This is a genomic window from Flavobacterium sp., assembly GCF_027484705.1.
In the GTDB taxonomy this organism is placed as follows: domain Bacteria; phylum Bacteroidota; class Bacteroidia; order Flavobacteriales; family Flavobacteriaceae; genus Flavobacterium.
On record NZ_JAIXSL010000005.1, the window covers coordinates 21,965 to 48,076 of the forward strand.

At 40.5% G+C, this 26,112-nt stretch carries 23 protein-coding genes; 15 read left to right on the plus strand and 8 right to left on the minus strand.

What is annotated here, in order from left to right; translation table 11 throughout:
- Positions 1–98: 98 nt before the first annotated feature.
- From Q0058_RS01560 to Q0058_RS01575, 4 genes are all read left to right on the plus strand, one after another.
- A complete protein-coding gene (locus Q0058_RS01560; protein WP_298220976.1) occupies positions 99–2,582 on the plus strand; it encodes an endonuclease in 2,484 nt (827 codons plus the stop codon).
- A gap of 65 nt (positions 2,583–2,647) precedes the next feature.
- Positions 2,648–2,824 (plus strand): CAL67264 family membrane protein, encoded by a 177-nt coding sequence (locus tag Q0058_RS01565; RefSeq protein ID WP_298221063.1) that lies wholly within the window; start codon positions 2,648–2,650, stop codon positions 2,822–2,824.
- A 60-nt stretch (positions 2,825–2,884) separates the two neighbouring features.
- The gene (gene ettA / locus Q0058_RS01570) at positions 2,885–4,579 is read left to right on the plus strand and encodes an energy-dependent translational throttle protein EttA (protein WP_298220977.1); all 1,695 of its coding nucleotides are present in this window, start codon (positions 2,885–2,887) and stop codon (positions 4,577–4,579) included.
- Between the two features lie 77 nt (positions 4,580–4,656).
- Positions 4,657–6,834, plus strand: a complete 2,178-nt coding sequence (locus tag Q0058_RS01575) for a response regulator (RefSeq protein WP_298220978.1) — start codon at positions 4,657–4,659, stop codon at positions 6,832–6,834.
- Between the two features lie 54 nt (positions 6,835–6,888).
- Here Q0058_RS01575 and Q0058_RS01580 read toward each other — a convergent pair whose 3' ends face one another.
- On the minus strand, positions 6,889–8,139 hold the full coding sequence (locus tag Q0058_RS01580; protein WP_298220979.1) for a DEAD/DEAH box helicase: 1,251 nt from the start codon (positions 8,137–8,139) through the stop codon (positions 6,889–6,891).
- Positions 8,140–8,194: 55 nt separating this feature from the next.
- Positions 8,195–9,292 carry an arginase family protein gene (locus Q0058_RS01585; protein ID WP_298220980.1) on the minus strand — a complete coding sequence of 366 codons (1,098 nt, stop codon included), beginning with the start codon at positions 9,290–9,292 and terminating at the stop codon, positions 8,195–8,197.
- 92 nt (positions 9,293–9,384) lie between these two features.
- On the opposite strand from Q0058_RS01585, the gene Q0058_RS01590 reads away from it, so the two are divergent.
- Complete coding sequence (locus Q0058_RS01590; protein ID WP_298220981.1) at positions 9,385–10,269, plus strand: hypothetical protein; 885 nt, start codon at positions 9,385–9,387, stop codon at positions 10,267–10,269.
- A gap of 47 nt (positions 10,270–10,316) precedes the next feature.
- On the opposite strand, the gene hutI is transcribed toward Q0058_RS01590, so the two are convergent.
- The gene (gene hutI, locus Q0058_RS01595; protein ID WP_298220982.1) at positions 10,317–11,555 is read right to left on the minus strand and encodes an imidazolonepropionase; all 1,239 of its coding nucleotides are present in this window, start codon (positions 11,553–11,555) and stop codon (positions 10,317–10,319) included.
- Between the two features lie 104 nt (positions 11,556–11,659).
- Between hutI and corA the strand changes: the two genes are divergently transcribed.
- The 8 genes from corA to Q0058_RS01635 all read left to right on the plus strand — a co-directional run bounded on the left by corA (position 11,660) and on the right by Q0058_RS01635 (position 19,178).
- Positions 11,660–12,742, plus strand: coding sequence for a magnesium/cobalt transporter CorA (corA, locus tag Q0058_RS01600; RefSeq protein ID WP_298220983.1), 1,083 nt, complete (start codon positions 11,660–11,662; stop codon positions 12,740–12,742).
- 128 nt (positions 12,743–12,870) lie between these two features.
- Positions 12,871–15,033: a TonB-dependent receptor gene (locus Q0058_RS01605; RefSeq protein WP_298220984.1), complete on the plus strand. Its 2,163-nt coding sequence runs from the start codon at positions 12,871–12,873 to the stop codon at positions 15,031–15,033.
- A 129-nt stretch (positions 15,034–15,162) separates the two neighbouring features.
- A complete protein-coding gene (locus Q0058_RS01610) occupies positions 15,163–15,786 on the plus strand; it encodes a hypothetical protein (RefSeq protein WP_298220985.1) in 624 nt (207 codons plus the stop codon).
- A gap of 26 nt (positions 15,787–15,812) precedes the next feature.
- Entirely contained in the window at positions 15,813–17,153 is a 1,341-nt protein-coding gene (locus tag Q0058_RS01615; protein WP_298220986.1) for a histidine kinase, read from the plus strand.
- A 2-nt stretch (positions 17,154–17,155) separates the two neighbouring features.
- Positions 17,156–17,458 carry a 2TM domain-containing protein gene (locus Q0058_RS01620; protein ID WP_298220987.1) on the plus strand — a complete coding sequence of 101 codons (303 nt, stop codon included), beginning with the start codon at positions 17,156–17,158 and terminating at the stop codon, positions 17,456–17,458.
- 2 nt (positions 17,459–17,460) lie between these two features.
- On the plus strand, positions 17,461–17,769 hold the full coding sequence (locus Q0058_RS01625; protein ID WP_298220988.1) for a 2TM domain-containing protein: 309 nt from the start codon (positions 17,461–17,463) through the stop codon (positions 17,767–17,769).
- Between the two features lies 1 nt (position 17,770).
- Positions 17,771–18,421 (plus strand): hypothetical protein, encoded by a 651-nt coding sequence (locus Q0058_RS01630; RefSeq protein ID WP_298220989.1) that lies wholly within the window; start codon positions 17,771–17,773, stop codon positions 18,419–18,421.
- 1 nt (position 18,422) lies between these two features.
- Positions 18,423–19,178, plus strand: a complete 756-nt coding sequence (locus tag Q0058_RS01635) for a LytTR family DNA-binding domain-containing protein (protein ID WP_298220990.1) — start codon at positions 18,423–18,425, stop codon at positions 19,176–19,178.
- A gap of 81 nt (positions 19,179–19,259) precedes the next feature.
- On the opposite strand, the gene Q0058_RS01640 is transcribed toward Q0058_RS01635, so the two are convergent.
- The 5 genes from Q0058_RS01640 to Q0058_RS01660 form a co-directional block, all read right to left on the minus strand.
- On the minus strand, positions 19,260–20,045 hold the full coding sequence (locus Q0058_RS01640; protein ID WP_298220991.1) for a CDP-alcohol phosphatidyltransferase family protein: 786 nt from the start codon (positions 20,043–20,045) through the stop codon (positions 19,260–19,262).
- Positions 20,046–20,087: 42 nt separating this feature from the next.
- A complete protein-coding gene (locus tag Q0058_RS01645; protein ID WP_298220992.1) occupies positions 20,088–21,110 on the minus strand; it encodes a COX15/CtaA family protein in 1,023 nt (340 codons plus the stop codon).
- Between the two features lie 242 nt (positions 21,111–21,352).
- Positions 21,353–22,780 carry an HD domain-containing protein gene (locus tag Q0058_RS01650; protein ID WP_298220993.1) on the minus strand — a complete coding sequence of 476 codons (1,428 nt, stop codon included), beginning with the start codon at positions 22,778–22,780 and terminating at the stop codon, positions 21,353–21,355.
- Positions 22,780–23,340: an L-threonylcarbamoyladenylate synthase gene (locus Q0058_RS01655; RefSeq protein ID WP_298220994.1), complete on the minus strand. Its 561-nt coding sequence runs from the start codon at positions 23,338–23,340 to the stop codon at positions 22,780–22,782. The genes Q0058_RS01650 and Q0058_RS01655 overlap by 1 nt, the downstream gene beginning before the upstream one ends.
- Entirely contained in the window at positions 23,340–24,140 is an 801-nt protein-coding gene (locus tag Q0058_RS01660; protein WP_298220995.1) for a class I SAM-dependent methyltransferase, read from the minus strand. Before Q0058_RS01660 ends, Q0058_RS01655 begins: the two co-directional genes overlap by 1 nt.
- A 92-nt stretch (positions 24,141–24,232) precedes the next feature.
- Here Q0058_RS01660 and Q0058_RS01665 point away from each other — a divergent pair, with 92 nt between their 5' ends.
- Both Q0058_RS01665 and Q0058_RS01670 read left to right on the plus strand, forming a co-directional pair.
- On the plus strand, positions 24,233–25,354 hold the full coding sequence (locus tag Q0058_RS01665; RefSeq protein WP_298220996.1) for a glycosyltransferase family 1 protein: 1,122 nt from the start codon (positions 24,233–24,235) through the stop codon (positions 25,352–25,354).
- A gap of 75 nt (positions 25,355–25,429) precedes the next feature.
- Entirely contained in the window at positions 25,430–26,107 is a 678-nt protein-coding gene (locus Q0058_RS01670) for an FkbM family methyltransferase (RefSeq protein ID WP_298220997.1), read from the plus strand.
- Positions 26,108–26,112: the final 5 nt, after the last annotated feature.

Consider the following 26,112-nt stretch of genomic DNA (forward strand, 5'->3'; position numbering starts at 1 on the left):
CTCACTACGACTTTCAGCCAATCAACGTTCATTTATAGGTATTTAAGCCTTGTTGCGCAAAAAAATCTATTATATTTGCCCTCGCTTATAAAAATAGGATGAAGATTAGATTGCCATTTTGTTTCGTTATTTTGTTTACGCTTTATTTTGGTGTTTCCTGGAGTCAAATTCCGTCGGGCTATTACAGTAGTGCCACAGGATTGACAGGAGAAAACCTAAGAACTGCTTTAAAAACAATCACCAGTACCGGTCATGTTAAATTGCCTTACACCAGCACCAGTTTTGATATTTGGGATGCCTATCAATACACCGATGTAAGACCCACGGCTACAACGACCGTTTGGGATATGTATAGTGACCGTCCGAGCAGTACGCCGGCTTATACTTACACGATTTTCACTTCGCAATGCGGAACTTCTGCTGTTGAAGGAAGCTGTTATTCCAGAGAACATTGCTTTCCTAAGTCTTGGTGGGGAAGTACTGATAGCCCAACCAACCAACAGTATACCGATTTGCACCATTTGTTTCCGGCTGATCAGTACGTCAATAACAAAAAAAGCAATTATCCGATCGGGAAAGTAAATCCTAGTGCTGTTTCCTGGACTTCAACCAACGGAAGCAAAGTAGGCAATTGTGGCGTATCAGGATATACGGGTTTTGTGTTTGAACCTATAGACGAATACAAAGGCGATTTTGCCAGAGCCTATTTGTATATCATTACGCGTTATAAAGATCAAATCAGCGCTTGGGTAACCGGAAATGCCACTACGCAAATTGCAGATATTATCTCAGTAAATCAATACAAACCGTGGTTTTTGAATATGCTGATGGAATGGAGCACTAATGATCCGGTCAGTGCTAAAGAAATCGCCCGAAATGACGCTATATATTATCAAACGCCACAACACAACAGGAACCCTTTTGTGGACCATCCGGAATATGTTACGGCCATTTGGGGCGCACCAGTTACGGTCGCTGCTCCGGTAGCAACAGCAGCAACAGCGGTTAGTGCGAATTCATTTACGGCAAACTGGAACAGTGTTTCGAATGCTACGGATGGTTATTTATTGGACGTGAGTACGATACCGAATTTTTCGATTACTTCCCCACAAACGACCACGGACCTTTTGTTCTCTGAATATGTTGAAGGCTCCACTTTTAATAAGTATATTGAAATTTACAACGGCACCGGAAGTACCGTCAATTTGAGTGATTACCGTCTATTGCTTTTCTTAAATGGTGCTGCAACGGCATCGATTACCAATCAGCTTAGCGGAACTTTAGCGAATGGAGCGACTTTAGTGTATAAAAATTCGAGCGCCACAATATACACCGCAACTGCAACTTCATCTACAAGTATTGATTTTAATGGCGATGATGCCATAGCTTTATATAAAATTTCGACGAGTTCCTATGTGGATATTATTGGCAGGATAGGGGAAGATCCCGGCGTCGCCTGGACCAGCGGATTGGCTTCTACATTAGATAAAACCCTTGTGCGATTGCCTACCATCTCCTCAGGAGTTAGTAGTAATCCAGCTTCAGGTTTTCCAACTTTGGCTACACAATGGACTGTTGCCGACCTCGATGATGTTTCAGATTTAGGGATGCATTCTTTCAATACCACCAATGTGATTGACTCGTATCTCTCGGGTTATCAAAGCAAACCCATAACAGGTCAGGCCACAGTAAGCACTTCAGTGGTAGGAGTTTCGCCAAGTACTATATATTACTATCGTCTGAGAGCCAAAAATGGGACAGTGATTTCTTCCAACTCCAATACGATAGCAACATCGTGTTCTTCACTAATCACGCCTACTTTTACAGCGGTTTCTAGCATTTGTCCCGGAGCCACTTTAAGCCCATTGCCGACGACTTCCACTAACGGCATTGTCGGAAGCTGGTCTCCTGCTTTAAACAATACTGTTACTACAACTTACACTTTTACACCACTTGCCGGACAGTGCGCTACAACTACTACACTAAACATTGATGTCGGATGTTCGTCAACATTAAATCTAAAATTGTTTATTGAAGGCTATTATGATCGTAACATCAGCGCTATGACTCCGGTTAAAAATAATCAGGATGGCATTGCTGCCTTAACCGATGTAGAGCATTTGACGTTTGAACTGCACAATACTACTTTTCCGTATGCTGTAGCAGCCACAACGACAGCTATTCTGCATACTGATGGAACACTAAATGTCAATTTTCCTTCTTTGGCTCCGGGACCTTATTACATAGCAGTCAAAGGCCGAAATATTATTCAAACATGGAGTGCATTGCCACAAACATTAGGGTCGACAGCCTTGAGTTACGATTTTACAAATGCCGAAAGCAAAGCCTACGGAAACAATATGGTTGAGATAAAACCTGGAGTTTGGGCATTGTATTCGGGTGACATCAATCAGGATGAAGTGATTGATAATTCGGATGCTGATAGCCTTTTCATTGATATCAATATTTCTAATTTTGGGTCATTGACTACCGATTTGAACGGAGATGGCGCTGTTGATAATTCTGATACGGATGCTTACATCAAAAACAGCAACAATTCTATTTATTCGAATCATCCATAAACCTCTTTTTATACGATTAATTTTCCCGATATTTGTGCCTCTAAATTAAATAAGAAATTAGAATGATGAATAAAAATACCGTTTTAGGATGGGCCACACTAATCATGATCATCATGGGATTAATCCTTATAGCCCTTGGTGCTTTCCGATATGACGATGTTGCTGGTTGGGGTTTTGTTGCCGTAGGAGTTGGTTTCTTCGCCAATGCCTGGGTTTTCAACGCGCTGAAAGGAAGGGTTTAAATCTGATTGCCCTCGTAATTTAAATACTTAATAATCGAATAATTCAACAATTTATACAACATGTCAGACGATAAAAAAGTAATATTCTCGATGCAGAAACTGAGTAAAACCTACTCAGGCGCCGACAAACCAGTACTAAAAAACATTTATTTAAGCTTCTTTTATGGCGCGAAAATCGGTATTCTCGGACTCAACGGTTCGGGAAAATCATCACTCTTAAAAATCATTGCCGGCGTCGATAAAAACTACCAAGGCGATGTGGTTTTTCAACCGGGTTACACCGTAGGCTATCTCGAACAAGATCCACAACTTGATGATTCGAAAACCGTTATTGAAATCGTGCGCGAAGGCGTTGCCGAAACCATGGCTGTTTTAGATGAATTCAACAAAATCAACGACCAATTCGGTTTGCCTGAAGTCTATGAAGATGCTGATAAAATGCAACAACTCATGGACCGTCAGGCGGATTTACAAGATAAAATCGACGCGCTTGGTGCATGGGAAATCGATACCAAATTAGAAATCGCGATGGATGCGTTGCGCACACCCGAAGGCGATACGCCGATTAAAAACCTTTCCGGTGGAGAACGCCGCCGCGTAGCTTTATGCCGTCTGTTGTTGCAACAACCTGATGTATTGCTTCTCGATGAGCCGACGAATCACCTTGATGCCGAAAGCGTACTTTGGTTAGAGCAACATTTGGCGCAATACTCAGGAACCGTCATCGCCGTCACGCACGACCGTTATTTCCTTGATAATGTAGCCGGCTGGATTTTAGAACTTGATCGTGGCGAAGGCATTCCGTGGAAAGGAAACTATTCGTCTTGGCTTGACCAGAAATCAAAACGCATGGAGCAGGAAGAGAAAGTCGCTTCGAAACGCAGAAAAACTTTAGAGCGCGAGCTCGATTGGGTTCGTCAAGGTGCGAAAGGCAGACAAACCAAACAAAAAGCACGTTTGCAGAACTACGACAAATTGCTCAACGAAGACCAGAAACAACTCGATGAGAAACTCGAAATCTACATTCCGAATGGCCCGCGTTTGGGAACCAATGTGATTGAAGCTAAAAATGTAGCCAAAGCCTTTGGCGATAAATTACTATATGACAACCTTAATTTTACTTTGCCGCAAGCCGGAATTGTCGGTATTATAGGGCCAAACGGTGCCGGTAAATCGACTATTTTTAGGATGATTATGGGCGAGGAAGTTACTGATAGTGGTGAATTCTCTGTCGGTGATACCGTAAAAATCGCCTACGTGGATCAATCGCATTCCAACATCGACCCAAACAAAACCATCTGGGAGAATTTCTGCGACGGACAGGAACTCATCATGATGGGCGGACGTCAGGTGAATTCCAGAGCTTATCTGTCGCGTTTCAATTTCGGGGGCAGCGATCAGAACAAAAAAGTAGGTTTGCTTTCGGGCGGAGAACGCAATCGACTGCATTTGGCGATGACCTTAAAAGAAGAAGGCAATGTATTATTGCTTGATGAGCCGACGAACGACCTTGACATCAATACGCTTCGTGCGCTTGAAGAAGGTTTGGAGAATTTCGCAGGTTGTGCCGTAGTAATCTCCCACGACCGTTGGTTTTTAGACAGGATTTGTACGCACATTCTGGCGTTTGAAGGCAACTCCGAAGTCTATTATTTCGAAGGTGGTTTCTCAGAATATGAAGAAAACAAAAAGAAACGCTTGGGCGGTGATTTGACACCGAAACGACTGAAATATAGAAAATTGATTAGGAATTAATATTTTAATTGATATTTTTGAAAAAAATCCCGACACCAAGTTGGGATTTATTTTGTGAACCTATTTGACTCTCGTTTGTGAAAAAATATATCCTGATTGCGTTTCTTTTCGCAGTGAATTTTAGCTACGGTCAAAATGAGATCGAAAAGAAAAGTATTGAAAATCAAATCAATAAAGCCGGAATAAGTTTTAGTAACGGTGACTATGATAAAGCTTTAGAACTTTCGAAATCGGCTTTGGTGCGTTCGTTTAAAATCAATGACGATTATCTGATTGCCCATTCTTACAACGCCATCGGTGTGGTTTATGACGAGTTTTCTCAGGCAAAACATGCCATTTCGTTCTATAACAAAGCTTTGTTTTACGCCTCAAGGATTGAAAATGATTCCCTAAACGACTGGATTTACAGCAATCTCGGAAGCGTATATTATTTCAGTAAAATCGACGTCAAGAAAGGCATCAGGTACTACAAAAAATCCCTCGAATACGCTACTGAGATTAATGACAGTATTCAAATCACTTACACCAAACTCAATATTGCAAGCGCTTGCTTTTCAATAAATGACTTCGAGAACGGAATTAAGTATATCCGCGAAGTCCAACCATACGTGAACCGCAAAGGACAAAACGAAATGCGGTTTACTTTAACTTCGTTATTGGGAATCTATAATACACATCTAAGACAGCCTGATATCGCATTAAAATATTATACACAAGCGATTGATATGGCGCAAAAGCACCACATGAACAGCTTCCTGATCAATGCTTACGATAACCTTTCCGAGCATTATAAGTTTTACGACCAACCTGTTCTGGCCAAGCAGTATCGCGATAAATTCAACGCTTTGCGGCAACTGACTTATTCCGAAGACAAGCAGAAAGTTCTGAACGAATCTGTGATGCAAATTCAACTCGATGAATACCGCATCCAGTTGGAACGCATCGAACTTGAGAATGAGAAACACCTGCAGAAACTCAAAGAATCCAATATCATTACCGGCCTTTTCTTGGTGCTGTTTTTAGTGTTGCTGGTGTTAATTTTTACTTTGTACCGTTCCAATAAATTCAGAAAAAAAATCAATTCCGAATTGCTATTGGCCAACAAAGAACTTAAGGAAGCTAAAGAAAAAGCTGAGGAAGCTTCGTTGATGAAATCCCAATTCGTATCTACCATTACACATGAATTGCGTACGCCTTTATATGGTGTTGTCGGAATTGCAGACATTATTACCGACGAACATAAGGAACTCGCCGACAGTCCGCATCTGAGTTCATTGAAATTCTCCGCAAGTTATTTGTTGTCTTTGGTCAATGACATTCTGCAGCTCAATAAAATGGATGAAAAACGCATTGTTTTGGAAAATGTCACTTTCAGCATGAAAGACGAGTTGGCCACGATTACCAATTCTGTACAATACATCGCAAACAATAATGCGAATGAACTCAGCGTGACCATCGATCCGAAGATTCCTCCATTTTTATCGGGCGATAAGTTGCGTTTGTCTCAAATTATCATGAACCTCACGAGCAATGCGTTGAAATTTACCAGAAATGGAAAAGTTAGCATTGATGTTCATCAGGTGGAAGTCAAAAATGCGGTGCATTACATCGAATTCAAAGTGACCGATACAGGCGTTGGAATTGCCGATGCCGATCAGGAAAAAATCTTCGAGATGTTTGTGCAGGTCAGCCGTACCGATGAAGATTATCAGGGCACCGGACTAGGTTTGTCAATCGTCAAGAAACTCATAGCGCTATTTGACAGCAAAATCCATCTGGAAAGCGGGTTGAATAAGGGAACGACTTTCACTTTTATCATTGGTTTTGAAGCGGCAAACGAGGCTGAAAATACTGAAGACACTCTTGAAATGAATACCAATTCGCATCATTCACTCAAAGTGTTGGTGGTGGAAGACAACAAAATCAACCAACTCGTAACACAGAAAATCATGGACAAGAACAATATCAAATGCGATATGGTGGCCGATGGTTTCGCTGCGTTGCATTTGCTTGAAAACCAAAAATATGACGTGATTCTGATGGATATCAACATGCCAATCATCAACGGATTCGATACGACCAAACGCATCAGAAATCTCGGAATCAGTACGCCCATCATTGCTTTGACCGCTTTTGATAAGGAAGAAATCAAGGAGCAGGTTTTTGAATCCGGAATGAACGACATCATCATCAAACCGTTTGAACCCGTAAAATTGTTTGAGATGATTCAGGAGCAGGTGAGTGCCGAACAATAAAAAAAATACCTTCCAGTTTTTTCTGAAAGGTACCTTGTAATTCGTGAAGCGCTGTTAGTACCAGCGCTTTTTATTTTGTTTCGAGGTAGTCGATTTCCGCGATTTGTGCGCACCGCCGCTTCTGTTGGAGTTTTTGGGTGGCGCCGCTTCCGCTTCCGGGCTGCCTTCATGCCAAGGGTAAGGATGGTCTGAAATCGTCTGAACCTCCACCTGGATTAACTTCTGAATGTCTTTCCAATAAGGCGCTTCGTCTTTGCTGCAGAATGAAATCGCGATTCCGGTACTTCCGGCACGGCCCGTTCTTCCGATACGGTGTACATAAGTTTCGGGAACATTGGGCAGGTCAAAATTGACCACGTAAGGCAAAAGGTCAATATCGATGCCACGCGCCGCAATATCAGTGGCTACGAGCACTCCAACTTCTTTGTTTTTGAATGCATCTAAAACACGTTGTCTTGCGGTCTGCGATTTATCACCGTGGATGGCTTCAGCCGCAACACCTTTTTTGCGTAATGCTTTGACGACATTATCCGCGCCGTGTTTGGTTCTTGAAAATACAAGCACATCGGATAGTTTTTCGTTGCGGATTAAATGGTATAGCAGGTTTCTTTTTTCAGTCTTATCGACAAAGTAAATGCGTTGTTCCACTTTTTCTGCAGTGGAGGAAACCGGAGAAACCGTAACTGTCGCCGGATCTTTGAGGAACATTTCTGCGAGTTCGCGGATGGCAATCGGCATGGTTGCGGAAAACAATAAAGTCTGTCTGTTGTCAGGCGTAAGTTTTACGATTTTCTTGACGTCGTTTACAAAACCCATATCGAGCATTTGGTCGGCTTCATCCAAAACGAGCGTATGCAAATGGTCTAAATCGATATAACCTTGTTTGTGTAAGTCTAATAATCTTCCCGGTGTGGCAATCAGTATATCAACACCTTTGCGCAGCTGATCTACTTGTGGAATCTGTGAAACGCCTCCGAAAATCGTCAGTTGCGTAAGGTTGGTGTATTTTCCGTAGTTGTCGAAATTCTGTCCGATCTGTACGGCGAGTTCGCGAGTAGGGGTGACTACTAAGGCGCGAATCTGTTTCTTTTTGTTCGACGAACCAACTATGCGGTGCAATTGATGGATTATAGGAATGGCAAATGCGGCGGTTTTTCCGGTTCCGGTTTGTGCGCAGCCAATCAAATCACGACCAGCCAAAACGATCGGAATCGATTGTTCCTGTATCGGGGTTGCTTCAATATAGCCTTCTTCAAAAACGGCTTTTTGGATACTCTTCGAGAGTGATAAATCTTCAAATAACATATAAATTGTATTAGTTTCCAGAAATAAATCTTCTGAAAATTCTCGCAAAGATAGGTTATTTAATTGAAGTGGATTTCACGACCGAAAAATCAACATCCATATTGCTGATGATGCCGATCATCGGGTCGTTGGCTTTCATAAAATCAGTAATCAGATAACCGATTAGTTTGCCGATCAGATGGTTGTTCTTTTCTTCACCCAAATCCGGTGCGCCTTCACAGATATGCAGGTAACTAGCATTTTGGTTTTTCCCGAAAAGATGGATGAACTGACGCAGTTGCTCGACTGAGAAACCGCTGATGGTCATCGCGCTGCTCGCAATATTCGGAATCGCATCAAGATCGATTTCGATTCCGTACGGTTGGTCTTTGATGAAGTTATGGGCTGTTTCCATTTCGGTTTCAAAATGCTTTTGCTTGCGAATGGCGATTTCATCATACGTATTGTAACGCACGCGCGCATGGATTTTCTTGATTTTCGACAACACTTTTTTCGAAGTATAGTTCTCATGCAACCCGAAAATGAAATAACGGTGTAAAAAACCTTCTTCATAAGCATAAGAGAAACCGTTGCCACTGTGCCTGCCTTCGAGAATCCTGAAATCGGAATGCGCGTCAAAATTGATCGCATTGACGGGTTTTCCTTTGGCGAGCGCGGTTCCTTTAATGTTGCCATAGGAATTGTTGTGGCCGCCCCCTATAATAATAGGAATTTTTCCAGCTTTGACGATGACGGAAATAATATGACAGACTTCCTTATCGATTCTGACTACAAGATCGTTGAATTTTTTTCTGTCCGCGATATTATGGTAATTGAGGTTTTCAGCTTCAGCCATTTCTTCAGCCACATCAAGCTGGCCCAAAATAAGCAGTTCGTTTCCTTTACAGAATTTATTAAACTGGATGTTGGCGATACTTCTGATCGCGCTTTCCCATGCGGAACCTGCTCCGGGGCGTCCAAAATTAGCCCGGACACCGATATCTTCGGGAATTCCAAAAAGCACATAACGCACTGGGGAATTGGTCAAAAAATCAGCGATGGAATCTACGGTTTTGGGTAGTACGCTCATTTTTTCACCAAACTTGATTTCACCGCTGCGGTGGTTCGTTATCCTTGCCAAGTCAATGCCGGTAAAGGGTATCAGCTTTTCCATAAAAAAATTTTAACAATAAAAGTAATATCTTAAGGCAAACTTACGTTATTACCTCAAATAATGTTATTTTTGTTAAAATAAATTTTAAAACTATGGAAAACCAAAAAAGTAATTCAAATTTAAAAGCCGTCATCGCTATTTTGGCCGTGCTTCTTGTAGGTAGTCTAGTGTATATTTTCAAAATGACTTCAGATGCTAAAGCTATGCAGACTGAAATCACAAGCACTAAATCTGACAAAGAATCAGTGATGAAGGACTTGGAAGAATTGAAGGCAAGATACGATGCAGCAATCGCTGAAAACACTTCAATGTCTGACGAACTCATCGCAGAAAGAGAAAAAGTGGTCAATCTGATGGCTGATCTTAAAAAATCAAAAGGTGATGCCGCTTCGATGGCCAAATACAAAAGCCAGTACTTTTCTTTAGAATCTAAAATGAAAGCGATGATTGCTGAAAACGATGCCTTGAAAAAGGACAATGCGAAATTGACGACGCAGCGTGACAGCACCGTGACCGTTTTAGGTGAATCAAGAAAATACAATGAAGTATTAGTAGGTCAAAATCAAGAGTTGTCTAAAACGGTTGAAATCGCTCAGAAACTGACAGTGTCAAACTTGCAAACGGCCGCTTATAAACTCAGAAGTTCAGGAAAACAAATCGCTACGGAAAAAGCAAGAAGAGCTGACATTCTAAAAATCAGTTTCACTATTGCCGAAAATAAAGTTGCTAAACAAGGTGATAAAACTTACTATGTTCAGGTAATTGATAGTAAAAACAACGTTCTTGGTGAAAAGAAAACTGCTTCATTCGGAGAAAATTCACTAACCTACAGCTTTGAAACGACTGTAAAATATGAAAACAAATCTGTGAATGTTTCTCAGGATTTACCTGGGTCGAACTTTGAAAAAGGAGATTATTTCGTTAACGTGTTCGACAATGGCGAGTTGGTTTCTAAATCAAGTTTCTCATTGAAATAATCCATTATAAAATACAAAAGAAAGGAATCCATCACGGGTTCCTTTTTTTATGCCATCAACTTTCCTTCAATGATGACCTGATCTATTAGGTTACTTCCGAAAGCATAAGGCAATTGATAAAAGGAAGGAATCGCTTTAGTAATGATCACATTTGCTTTTTTGCCAATGGTAATGCTGCCGTGCGTTTCTGAAAGTCCCATCGCATAAGCACCATTGATTGTGGCTGCGTTGATGGCTTCTTCTGGTGTCATTTTCATTTTGATGCAGGCGGTTGCCACGACAAAATTCATATTCCCCGAAGGTGTAGAACCGGGGTTGAAATCGGTCGCTAAGGCTAACGGTAAGCCAGCATTCATCATCTCGCGAGCCGGTGTATATGGAATGCTCAAAAAGTAGGAGCAAGAAGGCAACGCCACGGGCATCGTTTGAGCATTTTTTAATACTTCAATATCTGCTGCGGTCATCACTTCAAGATGGTCAACAGAAAGTGCCTTATATTTTACGCCAGAAGCCACGCCGCCAATCGCATTAAACTGGTTGACATGTATTTTCGCAATCAAACCATGTTCTAAACCGGATTCTAAAATCCTTTCAGTTTCTTCCACGGAGAAGTAACCGCTTTCGCAAAACACATCGATATATTCCGCAAGTTTTTCCGCAGCAATTCTTGGAATCATTTCATTGATGATCAAATCGATATATCCTTTATGATTTTCTTTATATTCCAACGGGAAAGCATGGGCGCCTAGGAAAGTCGCTTTGATGGCTGTAGGATAATTTTCCTTAAGTCGTTTAATCACGCGTAGCATTTTAATCTCGTCTTCAACGGTCAAACCATAGCCCGATTTGATTTCTACAGCGCCGGTTCCTAATTGCATGACTTCTTCAAGCCTTGCTTTTGATTGTTCGTAGAGTTCATTCTCAGAAGTTTGCTGTAATTTTTTGGCAGAATTCAAGATACCTCCGCCGCGATTGGCGATTTCTTCATAAGACAAACCATTAATGCGATCCACGAATTCCTGTTCGCGGTTGCCTGCATAAACGATATGCGTGTGGCTGTCGCACCAAGCTGGCAATACGATTTTTCCAGTGGCGTCAATGGTTTTTTCAGGATTGATTTTCGGGCAATTTTGCATCGGTCCGAAATCTTTGATGCGATCATCTTCAAGCAGCAAGTAAGCGTCTTTGATACTCGGCAATGTCGCCATAGCTACGCCTGAAACTTTATCGATGTTGGTTTCCCGAACCTGCAACAATTCTTTGATGTTGATGATTAATGTCTGCATCTGCGTTTTTTTGGTAAATGTAAATTGGAAATTTAAAAACTCCTATCTTTAGGTCAAATTATTCTGCATGAAAATCGAACTGGATTGCATCAAAAGTGTTTCGAATGAAAAGAGTCAAATATAAAAAAGTACGCAAAGTACAACCCAATTATTACGAATATACGGGCGTTCATTGCAGCGATCCCGTAGAAATGCAACTGTTCGTTTACGATGATGCCGGTTACGAAGAATATAAGAAAGTTTCCCTCGAGCGGATCAAAAAGGAAATTGAAGACGAATTGCAGGCTGATGATGTCAAATGGCTCAATATTCACGGTTTGCATGATGTTGGACTGATTCAGAAAATAGGTGAGATGTTGGCTGTTGAAGCGTTTATCGTCAGCGACATCCTGAATGTTTCGCGCCGCAGCAAAATGGAAGAACTCGATCAGGTGTTGTTCTTCAGTATCAAATCGATTTTGCCCGGAGAAAGTATCGAACAGGTCAAAGTAGAGCAGATCAGTTTCTTACTAAAAGACAATTTGCTCGTTTCATTCCAGGAAAAGAAAAGCGATTTTTTCACCCACATTCGCGATCGTATCAAAACCCACAGCGGCATTGTCCGAAAAAAGCGCAACGATTATTTACTGTATTTGCTGCTCGATGCGGTGATGGAGAATTTTTATATTTCGATTGAATATTACGAAGATGTGATTGATGCTTTACTCATCGAGGCCAAAACCAGCGATAATCCTGACGTATTGGTCCGTATCGAGAAAATCCGCGAAGACATGAATTTCCTGAAGCGGTCGATCCTGCCGTTGCGTGATGCGTTGTTCAACCTTAAAAGTGAGCATGATGAAAACGATTACGACGGTATTGAAAAATCGAATTATGGTTTTTTTGGACGGTTGCATCAGAAATCACTCGAGATTTTAGAGCAGATTGAGTACGATATGAATACTTTAGACAGCGCGTCGAGTTTTTACTTTTCGTCGCAAAGCCATCGTATGAATGAGATTATGAAGATTCTCACGGCGGTTTCCGTCATCTTCATGCCGTTGACTTTTATCGTTGGCGTTTACGGAATGAACTTCGATTTCATGCCAGAACTGCGCTACCGCTACAGCTATTTTATAGTTTGGGCGCTGATGTTTGTATTGGTTTTGGGTATGGTGTTCTACTTCAAAAAGAAAAAATGGTTTTAAGGAATAAAAATTTCAAAAAGTTTGTTTTGTGCTGAATTTACAATTCATCCTCAAAAATCTACAGTTCGGTGATAAATTCTTTTCGGGTTGAAGGCATCACCCTAGATTTGCCGCATAAAATTACCACTATGAGAACCATTTTTTTTATATTGACAATGTTGTTTTTCACCACATTGCTTTCAGCTCAAAATTTAATTTCAGGAAAAGTATTAGACCAGAAAGGGAAGCCCGTTGCAGGCGCTAACATCTATATTGATGGCACTTATGACGGCACTTCAAGCGATGACAAGGGCAATTTTTCATTTACGACTACCACTACAGGAAATCAGACTTTAGTGGTGAGTTCACTCGTTTTTGAAACCGTTAATCTGGTCATCGATGTAGCTGATTTTAAAGAGCGTACGGTCAAAATGCGCGAAAGTGTCACTTCGCTCGATGCCGTAACCGTGACCGCCGGAACTATGGAATCCGGTGAAAAAGCGCGCGTTTCCGTCTTAAAACCTTTAGATATTGTAACTACTGCCGGTTCTGCAGGCAATATCATAGCAGCCTTACAAACTTTGCCGGGAACGAATAACGTCGGCGAAGACGGACGATTGTTCGTGCGTGGCGGGGAAGCTGATGAAACCCAGACTTTCGTCGACGGTATTCGTGTGGCGCAACCTTACGATGCTTCGACCAATAATTTGCCTACACGCGGAAGGTTTTCGCCGTTTTTGTTTAGCGGGATTTCGTTTTCTACAGGCGGTTATTCCGCAGAATATGGCGAAGCTTTATCGAGTGTGCTTTTGCTCAATACGCTTGACGAACCGGATCAGAATAAAACCGATATCGCGTTGATGACTGTTGGTTTAGGCATAGGCAATACGCAGAAATGGAAAAAATGCTCTTTGAGCGTCAACACGAATTATATTGATTTGGCGCCTTATCAGGTAACGGTTCCTCAAAATGTGGATTGGAATAAACCTTTTCAGTCATTGTCCGGAGAATCGGTGTATCGCTACAATTTCAATAACGGCATTTTCAAACTTTACGCGGCTTTCGATGCCTCTAGATTTGATCTCAATCAGGAAAGCATCAATACGATAGAGAAAACCAGAGTCAATTTGAACAACAGGAATTTTTACCTGAATACTTCATATAAAGGCAATTTCGCGGGCAATTGGCAAATCACTACAGGATTGGGTTTTGGATACGGGCATAACAAAATCAACCTCGATCTAAATCAGTTGAACAATACCGAGCATGCAGCCCATTTGAAACTCAAACTCAGAAAAAGCTTTTCAGACCGTTTCAAATTGTCTTTCGGCGCGGATTATTTCATCACGCAATTTGATGAAAACTACAACGAGTTTGCGGCTGGAGATTACAACGCAAATATCGCGGCTTTGTATACGGAAGGCGATATTTTCTTCTCCAAAAAACTCGCGGCTAAAGTCGGCGTCCGGTTATCGAACAATGATTTGCTTCAGGAAACCAGCTTGTCGCCGAGAATTTCATTGGGTTATAAAGTCGCTAAAAATTCGCAATTTTCGTTGGCTTATGGGCAATTTTCGCAATCGCCGAATGTTTCTTACATCAAATATTCCAAATACCATTCGTTTGAAAATGAAAACGCTGCGCACTATATTTTAAACTTTCAGTACAGCAAAAACAAAAAGACGTTTAGGGCAGAAACTTATTTCAAGGATTACAAAAATCTGATCCAATACAACACTGCTTCTGCGCAGTCGGATTCAAAATATTCCAATGACGGAAACGGTTACGCCAAAGGTTTGGATTTGTTCTGGCGTGATGGTTACACCGTTAAAAACTTAGAATACTGGATTTCATATTCCTACATCGATTCTGAAAGGCAATATAAAAACTTCCCAACCCAAGCGACGCCAAGTTTCATAGCCAACCACACATTATCCTTAGTCACCAAATACTGGATTTCTGACTGGAAATCGCAAATCGGATTCACGCATTCTTTCAGCACCGGAAGACCTTACAATGATCCGAACAAAAGTGAAGACAACACCGCTGAATTCATGAACGAAAAAACCAAAGCGTTCAACAATCTGAGTTTCAATTGGGCGTATTTGCTCACACAACAAAAGATTTTGTATTTTTCAGTTTCGAATGTTTTAGGAACGCAAAATGTTTTCGGCTATGAATATGCGAATGAAAAAACCAACGGCGCTTACAACAGAAGGGAAATCACACCCACCGCAGATCGTTTCTTTTTCTTTGGCTTCTTCTGGACGATCAGCGACAATAAGAAAGACAACCAATTGAAAAACCTTTAAAACCTTAGAACCTTTTAAAAAACAATTCATCATCAAAAATCAACAGTTCGGTCATTATAAATTTCAAAAACACCACGAACAGCCTAAGTTTGTTCAAGAATTAATAACCATTTAAATAATAACAATATCATGAAAAAAGTAATTGTAGCATTCGTAATTTTAGTTTCAGGCCTTGCAAAAGCACAAGGCAAATTTGAAGAAGGTATGGGAAAAGCATTCTCGCTCTGGAAAGAAGGCAAAAGCAAAGAAGCTTCCGATCTGTTCGAAAGAATTGCCGCCGCAGAAAAAGGCAGTTGGTTGCCGAATTATTATGTGGCGATGGTGAACACCACTTCTTCGTTCGGAATGAAAGATAAAGAAATGGTCAGCGCCGTCTTAAACAAAGCCCAAAATGCTTTGGATGTAGAAATGGCTAAAGATCCGAATAACGCGGAACTATTGGTGATGCAGGCGATGATTTACACCGGTTGGGTAGCTTTTGATCCGATGACTTACGGCATGAAATATTCAGGAAAAGTCATCGAATTGTACAGTAAAGCTCAAGCGTTAGCTCCTGAAAACCCAAGAGCTGTTTTTGGGAAAGCCGAATACGAAATCGGTGGCGCCAAATATTTCGGAACCGATACCAAACCGATGTGTGCCGAAATCAACAGAGCGATTGATTTGTTTGCTAAGTTCAAACCTGAAACACCTTTTTCGCCAAAATGGGGTTTAGATAGAGCGTTAGAAGCTCAGAAAGAATGTGCTAAATAATCACGCAGCTAAAAAAGTATAAGAAAATGATCAGCAAGTTGATAAAGGAAGCGCCCAGAGCCATCATCATTTCGCTTTTGATATTCCTGGTTTTGTTATTGATCCGATTGATTACCAGAAATCATATCGCGTGGGATTATAGTTTGCTGACCAACTTCGGTTACACGATGCTTTATGGGCTTTCGTTATACTTTGCCAATGCTTGTTTGTTTATTTATCTTGATGGTGTTTTTGCTGTAGAACGGTTTACCAGAAAACGGATCCTCATCGGTTTTACAGCTTCTTTTTTGATTTCAGTTTTCGTAATTTTTCTGCTTCGGGTTTATGAGGATGTGTTGATGGAAGGTCTTTCTTTTTCTCAATTCATGAGTAAAGAAAGATTATCAAACTATTTGGTAGCCATCATTATAACTTTTTTTGTAACACTGTCATTTCATGCGTTTTATTTTTATAAAGCTTACAATGAAAGCAAAGTCAAAGAACAAAAAGTAATCGCCAATACTGCCAACGCCAAATTCGAAAGTCTTAAAAACCAGATCGATCCGCATTTCTTGTTCAACAGCTTGAATGTATTGAGTTCGTTGATTGAGGAAAACCCAGAAAATGCCCAACGTTTCACTACGTCGTTATCAAAAATCTATCGATATGTTCTCGAACAAAAAGACAAAGAACTTGTGACGGTTGAAGAAGAATTGACGTTTGCTAAAACTTACATGAATTTACTGAAAATGCGCTTTGAGAACAGCGTCAGCTACGAATTGCCAGAAGATTTCAACAACCAGGAAGCCAAAGTGATTCCGTTGTCGTTGCAATTGTTGCTCGAAAATACAATCAAACACAATGTCGTTAGCGAACAGAAACCATTACACATTAAAATTTACATCGCCGACAACTATCTTATTGTTGAAAACAACTTGCAGATTAAAGAAGTTTTGCAGGAAAGAAGAGGCGTTGGCTTGCAGAATATCGTCAATCGTTATGCATTGATTTCTGAACGGAAAGTGCTGATTGAAGAAAATGCCCAATATTTTAAAATTAAAATTCCAATACTCACAAAACAAATTGTCACTATGGAAACACAAAACATATTCAATGAAAACAACGCATACATCAAGGCTAAAGAACGCGTAGAAAAACTAAAAGGATTTTATGGAAACTTAATTTCTTACTGCACAGTCATCCCGATTCTCGCATTGATCAACCTGAGTTCGGGCGGATTTCAATGGTTTTGGTTTCCGGCCATGGGTTGGGGTATGGGCGTCTGCTTTCATGCTTTCGATACTTTTGGGTACGGAAAAACCTGGGAAGAAAAAAAGATACAGGAAATTCTGAACAAAGAAAATAGTCAAAACACTAAATGGAAATAGTGATGGAAAATTTAAATTCAGAGTACGAAAGATACCAAAGAGCCAGAAAAAAGGTTATTGAAATTAAAGGCTTTTACATCCATTTGACCTGTTATGTTTTAGTGATTTCGGTATTGATTTACATCAACCTGAAATATACCCCGGAATATTTATGGTTCTTATGGTCGATGTTAGGTTGGGGAATCGGCTTATTTTTTCATGCGGCAAGGGTTTTTAATTGGATGCCGTTCCTCAACAAAGAATGGGAAGAACGAAAAATGAAGCAGTTCATGGAAGAAGAAAGAAACAAAACCAAATTCGAATAACTATGGAAAATCTCGATGAAATACGCTACCAAGAAGCGTTAAGAAGAGTCAAAAAGGTCAAAGGTTTTTATACGCATCTGATTGTGTTTGTCGTGGTGAATACTGCGATTCTTATTCATAAAATCAAAACGCTTCCGCCAGGAGAAAGTTATTTTCAAATGGAAGTTTTCTCTGTGCTGGTGTTCTGGGGCATTGGTTTGCTGTCCCACGCGCTCTCTATTTTTCTGCCCACGGTTTTGTTGGGCAAAGACTGGGAAGAGAAAAAAATAAAAGAGCTCATGGACCGCGATAAAAACAATCAATGGGAATAACATGAAAATACTATTTACCACACTACTCATCATTCATATCGTTGCCGGAAGTATTGGTTTGATTACCGGCACCATCAATATTGCGAGAAAAAAAGGCGATAAACTGCACAAGAATATCGGAAAGTTTTTTCTGTACGGAATGCTCGTCAATGGTTTTGCGGGTTTGTTGATGTCGCTTATGCATCCGAATTATTTCCTGTTCATCATCGCTGTGTTCTCGATTTATCTTGTGGGAACAGGCCAGCGAAGTCTTTCTTTAAAACAATTGCATCAAGAGCAGAAACCTAAAGCCATTGATTGGTTGCTGACCTTGATGATGCTGGTTTTTGCTCTGGCTTTTGTAGGCTTTGGCGTTTATTTGTTGGTCAATGGCAAGACACTGGGAACCGTTTTGATAGTATTCGGAATGATCAGTTTTTTGATGGTGAAGAAAGATATCAAGAATTACAGAGGTCAATCAGAGATAAAAAACCATTGGTTGCTGACACATATTCAAAGAATGATTGCGGGCTATATTGCCGCTTTGACGGCCTTTTTGGTAGTGAACAATACCATTTTGCCGGGCGTTGTAGCTTGGTTGTTGCCTACGATAGTTCTGACGCCACTGATTTTTTATTGGTCTAAGAAATATAAAATTATTAGAAAAAAATAATATGAATATCATCATCATCGAAGACGAAAAACCTGCCGCAAGGTTGTTGCAGCGCAAAGTCGAAAAACTCGGATTGCAGGTCAATACGATGCTGCATTCCGTCGAAGAATCTATCGACTGGTTTCAGAACAATGCGCATCCTGAACTGATTTTTCTCGACATCCAGTTGTCTGACGGTTTGTCGTTCGAGATTTTTGAGCATATCGACATCAAAAGCGCCGTGATTTTCACTACAGCTTATGATGAGTATGCTTTGCGTGCTTTTAAGCTCAACAGCATCGATTATTTGCTAAAACCCATTGATGAGGATGATCTCGCTGCGGCCGTCGACAAATTTAAAGCGAGAAACGTTACGGCGCCCAATATTTCGCTCGATTTCGAAATGATCAAGCGAATGCTCGTGAATCCTATTGATCGGGTATACAAGAAGCGGTTCACCATCAGAATGGGGCAACAGCTCAAAATGATCAACATTGAAGAAGTGGAATGTTTCTACAGTGAAAACAAAGGCACTTACCTGCACACTTTTGAAAACAGAAACTATCTTTTAGACTTGACATTGGAACAATTAGAAACAGAACTCGATCCTCAAGACTTCTACCGCGTGAGCCGAAAATTTATCATTCCGATGAAAGCCATCAAGGAAATCCAGCTCTACAGCAACTCCAGATTGAAAGTGATTTTGCCTACTTACAAAGAAGATGAAGTCATCGTCAGCCGTGAAAAAGTAGCGGATTTTAAAAACTGGATTGGATAAATTTTACTTTTATAATGCAATAAAGTAAATTGTTTCAAGCTTCTCGTTTTTAATATTTTAAATAGGCGATATAGATTATCTCTATGACGATTTTTTAACCTTAAAAATGGTTTTTCTGATGCCGATGAAGACAAAGATGAAAACCGTGTAGACAATAAAAAACGGAACGATATAATTAATCCATCCCAAGGAAAGCATCGCAGCGATGATCAACAATTGAAATCCCAATCCATACAAAGAAAGCAGCGACATAAACCAATTCGGAAACGTTTTCACCTTATAGGCGTCAGCATCTAACATATGGATTGTTTTATCGAAAATGCCATAAACTGCATAATAGATTCCAAACAAAATATTGACCGATCTTTGCGTTTCTCCCGCCAAAGCTTTCGGTGTTTTGTGTTCAAAAACTTTACTCGTACCATCGCCGCCATACGATTTGTTCCTTAAAATCACATAGTAATAGTTGTAAAGTGTTCCTTGCATTTGAATACCGATAAAGGCCAGCAACGTCAATCCGATGGTGGCGTTAGAAACAAAGCAAATCGACATTAAAAAGATAAAATTCAAAACGATGTCAAAAACACTGTCGAGATACCTACCGAAATAAGACGGCGTTTTTTTTAGTCTGGCCAATTCGCCATCAGCAGCGTCAATTCCGGATTTTAAGATGATAAAAAAACCGGCTAGAAAATACTGTTGTTGCAAAATGCAATACACCGCAATCAAGCCACTGATACCAAACAAAACAGTGACATGAACGGGTGTAAAGCGCGTGTCTTTTAGTTGGTTGGCGAGAAATTTACCGAAAGGTCTTCCGTAATCTGAGAAGTCCAGAAACTGGTCCTGAGCAGCGAGTTTCGACATGAATTTAGTGGCTCAAAGGAACTGCGACAATATAGTCTGTTTTTATTTTGATAATCGATGTAGCGTGTAAGTCGTTGCTGTCAACAGAAAGAAAGCGACAATCTGATGCAGCAAGCCCAAAGCAATCGGCACGGAATACAACAAAGTGAAAACGCCCAAAGTGAATTGCAAAAATACAATGCCCAACATGATCTGAATTCCTTTTGTTTGTTGCGAATTCAAAGTATAACTTCTGCTTTTATAATATAAAAACACCATCAATCCGACAACAATGTAAGCCAAGGTTCTGTGCACAAACTGAACCCCGCTTTTGCCCTCAGTGAATCGCAGCAGCCACGAATCTTTTTCAAGCAAAATGCTGTCGTGCATCCATTGTCCATCGCTCATCAAAGGCCAATGGTTGTGAATTAATCCTGCGTTCAAACCGGCTACAAAACCGCCGTAAACAATCTGAATCACAAGGAAAATCAAGGCGAATCGCGCAATTTTTCTCAAAGGAATAATTGCCGCTTTTTGTTCTGGATAAATTAAATCCAAAGCTACCCAAAGGGTGTATGCAAACGTGAGGAACGCAAAAGTCAGGTGTAGTGATAAACGGAAATGACTTACATCCGGATTGTCAACCAGTCCGCTTTTCACCATAAACCAACCGAAAAAACCCTGTAAAGCGCCCATTCCCAAAAGAATGAAACATTTATTCAGCGTGGCTTTGTCAATCTTTTTCTTCCATAGGAAATATACAAACGGAACAATGAAAACCAATCCGATCACACGCCCGATCAATCGGTGAAACCATTCCCAGAAATAAATGAATTTGTAATCCGATAGCGTAAAATCATTATGAATATTAATCTTCTGATACTCCGGAAACTGCTTGTATTGCTCAAAAGTTTCCTGCCATTTGGCCTCGGTCAGCGGCGGAAAAGTATCGGTCACCAAATGCCAGTCGGTCATCGACAAGCCTGAATTCGTGAGCCGCGTAATGCCGCCAACAATCACCATAATGAACACCAGAAAGCAGCCCGAAAGCAGCCAAATAATCACGGATTTATTTTCTTTTTTCATTTTCTTTAGAAGCTGTTCCCGCTATCCATTCCCAATCTTTTGCGCCGAACGCCGTCGCAAAAGGATTTCCATTACTATCGGGGCTAGGTTTTTTTCGTAAATGTTTGTGTTTCGTTTTCTAATTCAAATCAAATATACCTGAAGTCCACAGGACTTCCTCCTCTTAATATCAAATTATCGGGGCTATTGGGACGTTTTTGATTTGTGTCGCAAATTTATTTCAAATTCAGCAATTGTTCTTGTCAACAATCGTTAATCTTCAGGCCTAATTTTTGGGCTTTGTTCATCATAAATGCGTAAGCCGCATCATATTCATTTGGAATTTCACCTTCTAGGATGGCTTCTTTAATGGCTTCCTTCAAAATCCCGATTTCGCGCGAAGGTTTCAGGTTGAACAATTCCATAATTTCTTCACCCGTAATCGGTGGTTGGAAATTGCGCACATGATCGCGTTCCTCCACTTCCACAATCTTTTTACGGACAATTTCAAAATTGCCGTGGTATTTCTTGAACTTCACTGGGTTTTTCGTGGTGATGTCCGCTGCGCATAAAATCATTAAACTTTCCACATCTTCTCCTGCATCAAACACCAGACGTCGCACCGCGGAATCCGTGACCAAATCCTGCGACAACACAATCGGACGTGAACTCATGATGACCATTTTCTGGACAAATTTCATTTTATGGTTTAGCGGCATGTGCAAACGTTCAAAGATTTTCTTGACCATTTTACCGCCCAGGAACTCATGTCCGTGAAAGGTCCAGCCTTGATTTTTGTTGAAGCGTTTCGTTGGTGCTTTTCCTATATCGTGCAACAATGCGGCCCAACGAAGCCAGACATCGTCGGTGTTTTTGCAAATATTGTCAACGACTTCGAGCGTGTGGTAAAAATTGTTCTTGTGGGTTTGTCCTTCGATTTCTTCAACTTGGTTTAAAGCAGTCAGTTCTGGAAGAATTAAATGCAACAATCCGGTTTTGTATAGCAGTAAAAAGCCAATAGAAGGTGTTTCTGTACTCAAAATCTTATTGAGTTCCTCGACAATGCGCTCGCCTGAAATAATGCCGATGCGCTCTTTATTTCTCTCAATTGATTCCAAAGAAGCCGTTTCAATATCAAATCCTAATTGGTTCGCAAAACGGATCGCGCGCATCATCCTCAGCGGATCATCCGAGAAAGTGATGTCGGGATCGAGTGGCGTTTTGATGGTCTTATTTTCAATGTCAATTAAGCCATTGAAAGGATCAAGTAAGTCGCCGTAAGTTTTTGTATTTAAAGATAATGCGAGTGCGTTTATTGTAAAATCACGACGGTTCTGATCGTCTTCCAAAGTACCATTTTCAACTACCGGATTTCGGCTTTCAAATTGGTAACTTTCCTTGCGCGCTCCTACAAATTCGATTTCAGTATCTTCGAAACGAAGCATCGCCGTTCCGTAATTTTTGAATACTTGCACTTTGGTTTTTTTGGGTAGCAAGTCAGCCACTTTAAGTGCGAGTTCGATACCGCTGCCCACGGCCACAATATCGATGTCTTTCTTGAAATCGCGCTGCAAAATAAAATCGCGTACAAAACCGCCAATGACGTAACTGTCGATATGGAGTTGTTCCGAAGCGCGCGAAACGACTTCAAAAATAGGATGTTGTAAAGCTTCTTTGTAATTGGTTTTCATCAACGGCGTATCACTTTTACCTGCGAATCATTCGTTAGTTTGATGATTGTCGAAGGTTTTCCTCCGATTTTTTCGCGGTGCAAATTTACAACATAGTCGACACCATTGATGATTTCGGGACTGATTTCTTTAAACGAATTTGGTGTGGGTTGGCCAGAGATATTCGCGGAAGTTGAAACCAGTGGTTTTTTCATGCGTTCCATGAGTTTGAAACAAAACGGTTCTTTGACTATTCTGATGCCTAAAGTCTTGTCGGGCGCGATAATATTGACCGCTACGTTTCTCGGATTGTCTAAAATCAAAGTGGTTGGTTTCTCGGATAAATCCAATATTTGCCAAGCTACTTCAGGGATTTCCTTAAAAACGTTATACATCATTTTCTCGCCGTTCATCAGGCAGATCATGCTTTGGGTTTCGGCCCTTTGCTTGAGTTTGTATATTTTGGCTACGGCATCAGCATTAGTAGCGTCACAGCCAATTCCCCAGACGGTATCGGTAGGATAGAGGACGATACCGCCATTTTTGATGACCTCGTAGGCATTTTGAACTTCTTCGTTCATTAGCTTGATTTTGTTTTGGAATTAAGTATGTCTTTGATGTATTGGAAATCGGTTTCCGTCAATGATTTCCGTTTGATTTTCTTGTTGAAAATAGAATATTTATACAAGAAATGCTTTCTTGGTTTCTTGACAAAATTTGAAATCTTTTTCGTGGTGAAAATATGAATGTTTCCATTTCTGCAGTAGTAGTTTCTGCCAAATTTCTCGGCTATGAGCTGCATCGATTTTTTAGAATAAAAAGCGATATGTTGGCCGGTTTCGGGAGCGATATACCACCAGTTTTCAATGTTGGCATTAGAATCAGGAATGATTTCTGTTGAAAAGATCACCGTATCCGAATAGTCGAGTACTTTCTTGATTTCTTCCAACGGCGCATTAAAATGTTCCAGAACCTCAAAAGCGGTTACCATATCAAAATGCTTGAATTGGGTATCGGTGATGTCAAAATGATTCGCGAAAATGTTCTCACAATAATCGTCTTGTCGGTAGTAATCAAATCCTACATCGCGCATGATCCTCGTAAACATTCCGTAACCACCGGCATAATCGAGGTAAATCTTCGACTCGGGAAAATAAGCGTCGATGATATTTTTGATTTCTTCACGAAGCGTAATGTTGCGCGAGGCCAAGCCGATATCGAGCGAAGTGATGGCATGGGTGTATGCTTCTTTCAACCAAATGGTTTCGTCGGTTTGTATGAAATCACAATGAGTGCACTGATAATAACCCGAAGGGTATTTTTGAAGAATGATTTTTTCGAAAATTTTCTCTGAATTTGAACCACAGATTTTACATGTCATCGCAATGGGATTTATTTTCAACAAAAATAGATTATTTTTATAAATAAAATTACCTTTGAAATCTTTGCTCAATATACAACTTTTGACCATCTATGAAGATATTAGTTGATCCACAAACCTACAACGAACAGAAATTCGGAGGAATTTCAAGATATCATACCGAGTTGTATCTGGCCCATCAAAAAGTGGAAAACATAACCATCAGTTGTCCGCTTCTTTTCAGCGACAACCTGCATCTCAAAGAAGCTTCTCTTTTTCAGAATTACAGAAATACTGTGTTTGAAAGTAAGCTGATTCCGAAATTCATCCGAAAAAAAATCTTAAAGCGTTATAAGAAAAAGAACCTTGAAGCAACTGTTGAAGCGCTCGAAGAAAACAACTTCGATGTTTTTATTCCGACTTATTACAACCCGTATTTTCTTGAGAAACTCAACTATAAGCCGTTTGTTTTAACCTTGCACGACATGATTCACGAATTGTTTCCGCATTATTTTACTCGGGATTTGCATACCGTCAAAAACAAAAAGATATTGTTGGAAAAAGCCACCAAAGTCATCGCGGTTTCCTATAATACCAAAAAAGACATTCTCAAAATATATCCGCATATCGACGCTTCCAAAATTGAAGTCGTTTATCTGGCACACAGCGTAAAGACGGATCAAAAAGCCAAAGTCAATTTGCCAAAAGCGTATATTTTATTTGTCGGAAACAGAAAAAATTACAAGAACTTCCTCTTTTTTATAAAAGCCGTGGCTCCGATTCTGAATAGTCATGCTGAAATGTTTATTGTGGCGGCCGGTGGCAACAAATTTACCAAAGAAGAACACCAGTGGATTAAGAAATTAGGCATTTCAAATCAGATCCTGCAGCAAAATTTCGAAGACCACGAACTCGCCACTTATTACTCACGTGCCAAATGCTTTGTCTTCCCTTCGGAGTATGAAGGTTTCGGAATTCCGGTGCTCGAATCGATGGCGTGCGGCTGTCCGATTGTGCTCGCGAACCACAGTTCGTTTCCGGAAGTAGCGGGCGAGGCGGGTGTTTATTTTGAACTCAATAACGAATCCGACCTTAAAGATAAAGTGCTCAGGTTGATAGAAGATGAAGATTTCAGAGAAAAACACGTTCGCTTGGGATTGGAACAAGTACAAAAATTCAATTGGCAAAAAACCGCTGATGAATGTCTAGAAGTCTATAGAAAAGCCGTTGTCTAGGCCAAAACAAATCTATTTAGGAGTATAGCTGAAAGTTCAATTTCCATATATTTACAAAATGTTTAAAGCATTTCCATGAAAAAAATAAAATCATTATTCCAAAAGCCGGCCTCTAAATACCATTCCATCAATGATCTCGACAAAAAACTCGAGAAGTATCTGGACCATGACCACGGATTTTTTATAGAACTTGGCGCCAATGACGGCGTGAACCAATCCAATACCTTGTATTTTGAAAGACACCGCAACTGGAAAGGCATTCTGATCGAACCCATTCCGCACAACTATCTTTTGTGCCGTAAAAACCGTTCGGCGGAATCGCATGTGTTCTGTTGCGCCTGCACTTCATTCGATTATAAGGATAAGTTTGTGGAGATCATTTATTCCAATTTGATGTCTACGCCTTTAGGCCTCGAATCCGATATCGACAACCAAATGGAACATGCTACGATTGGAAAGCAATTCCTCAATAAAACCGATGACAATTTCCGTTTCGGAGCTATTGCAAGGCCATTAAATGACTTAATCATAGAATCGAATGCGCCCCAATTGATGGATTTACTTTCGCTAGACGTTGAAGGCGCAGAAATCGAAGTGCTCAAAGGCATCGACCACAAAGCCTACAGATTCAAGTACTTATGCATCGAATGCCGCAGCAAAGACAAGCTTACGGAATACCTTTCTAGTGTAGGTTATGATTTCGTGGAAAATTTGTCCGTACACGATTATCTGTTTAAAAACAGGGAAGCTTAATCAAT

Coding starts and splice junctions, on each gene's coding strand:
- Q0058_RS01665 (WP_298220996.1), top strand. CDS start 24,233: ATGAAGATATTAGTTGATCCACAAACCTACAACGAACAGAAATTCGGA.
- Q0058_RS01670 (WP_298220997.1), top strand. CDS start 25,430: ATGAAAAAAATAAAATCATTATTCCAAAAGCCGGCCTCTAAATACCAT.
- Q0058_RS01560 (WP_298220976.1), top strand. CDS start 99: ATGAAGATTAGATTGCCATTTTGTTTCGTTATTTTGTTTACGCTTTAT.
- Q0058_RS01650 (WP_298220993.1), bottom strand. CDS start 22,780: ATGAAAACCAATTACAAAGAAGCTTTACAACATCCTATTTTTGAAGTC.
- Q0058_RS01620 (WP_298220987.1), top strand. CDS start 17,156: ATGGAAAATTTAAATTCAGAGTACGAAAGATACCAAAGAGCCAGAAAA.
- Q0058_RS01565 (WP_298221063.1), top strand. CDS start 2,648: ATGAATAAAAATACCGTTTTAGGATGGGCCACACTAATCATGATCATC.
- Q0058_RS01610 (WP_298220985.1), top strand. CDS start 15,163: ATGAAAAAAGTAATTGTAGCATTCGTAATTTTAGTTTCAGGCCTTGCA.
- Q0058_RS01580 (WP_298220979.1), bottom strand. CDS start 8,139: ATGTTATTTGAAGATTTATCACTCTCGAAGAGTATCCAAAAAGCCGTT.
- Q0058_RS01645 (WP_298220992.1), bottom strand. CDS start 21,110: ATGAAAAAAGAAAATAAATCCGTGATTATTTGGCTGCTTTCGGGCTGC.
- Q0058_RS01590 (WP_298220981.1), top strand. CDS start 9,385: ATGGAAAACCAAAAAAGTAATTCAAATTTAAAAGCCGTCATCGCTATT.
- Q0058_RS01660 (WP_298220995.1), bottom strand. CDS start 24,140: ATGACATGTAAAATCTGTGGTTCAAATTCAGAGAAAATTTTCGAAAAA.
- Q0058_RS01625 (WP_298220988.1), top strand. CDS start 17,461: ATGGAAAATCTCGATGAAATACGCTACCAAGAAGCGTTAAGAAGAGTC.
- Q0058_RS01655 (WP_298220994.1), bottom strand. CDS start 23,340: ATGAACGAAGAAGTTCAAAATGCCTACGAGGTCATCAAAAATGGCGGT.
- hutI (WP_298220982.1), bottom strand. CDS start 11,555: ATGCAGACATTAATCATCAACATCAAAGAATTGTTGCAGGTTCGGGAA.
- corA (WP_298220983.1), top strand. CDS start 11,660: ATGAAAAGAGTCAAATATAAAAAAGTACGCAAAGTACAACCCAATTAT.
- Q0058_RS01585 (WP_298220980.1), bottom strand. CDS start 9,292: ATGGAAAAGCTGATACCCTTTACCGGCATTGACTTGGCAAGGATAACG.
- Q0058_RS01615 (WP_298220986.1), top strand. CDS start 15,813: ATGATCAGCAAGTTGATAAAGGAAGCGCCCAGAGCCATCATCATTTCG.
- Q0058_RS01605 (WP_298220984.1), top strand. CDS start 12,871: ATGAGAACCATTTTTTTTATATTGACAATGTTGTTTTTCACCACATTG.
- Q0058_RS01640 (WP_298220991.1), bottom strand. CDS start 20,045: ATGTCGAAACTCGCTGCTCAGGACCAGTTTCTGGACTTCTCAGATTAC.
- ettA (WP_298220977.1), top strand. CDS start 2,885: ATGTCAGACGATAAAAAAGTAATATTCTCGATGCAGAAACTGAGTAAA.
- Q0058_RS01635 (WP_298220990.1), top strand. CDS start 18,423: ATGAATATCATCATCATCGAAGACGAAAAACCTGCCGCAAGGTTGTTG.
- Q0058_RS01630 (WP_298220989.1), top strand. CDS start 17,771: ATGAAAATACTATTTACCACACTACTCATCATTCATATCGTTGCCGGA.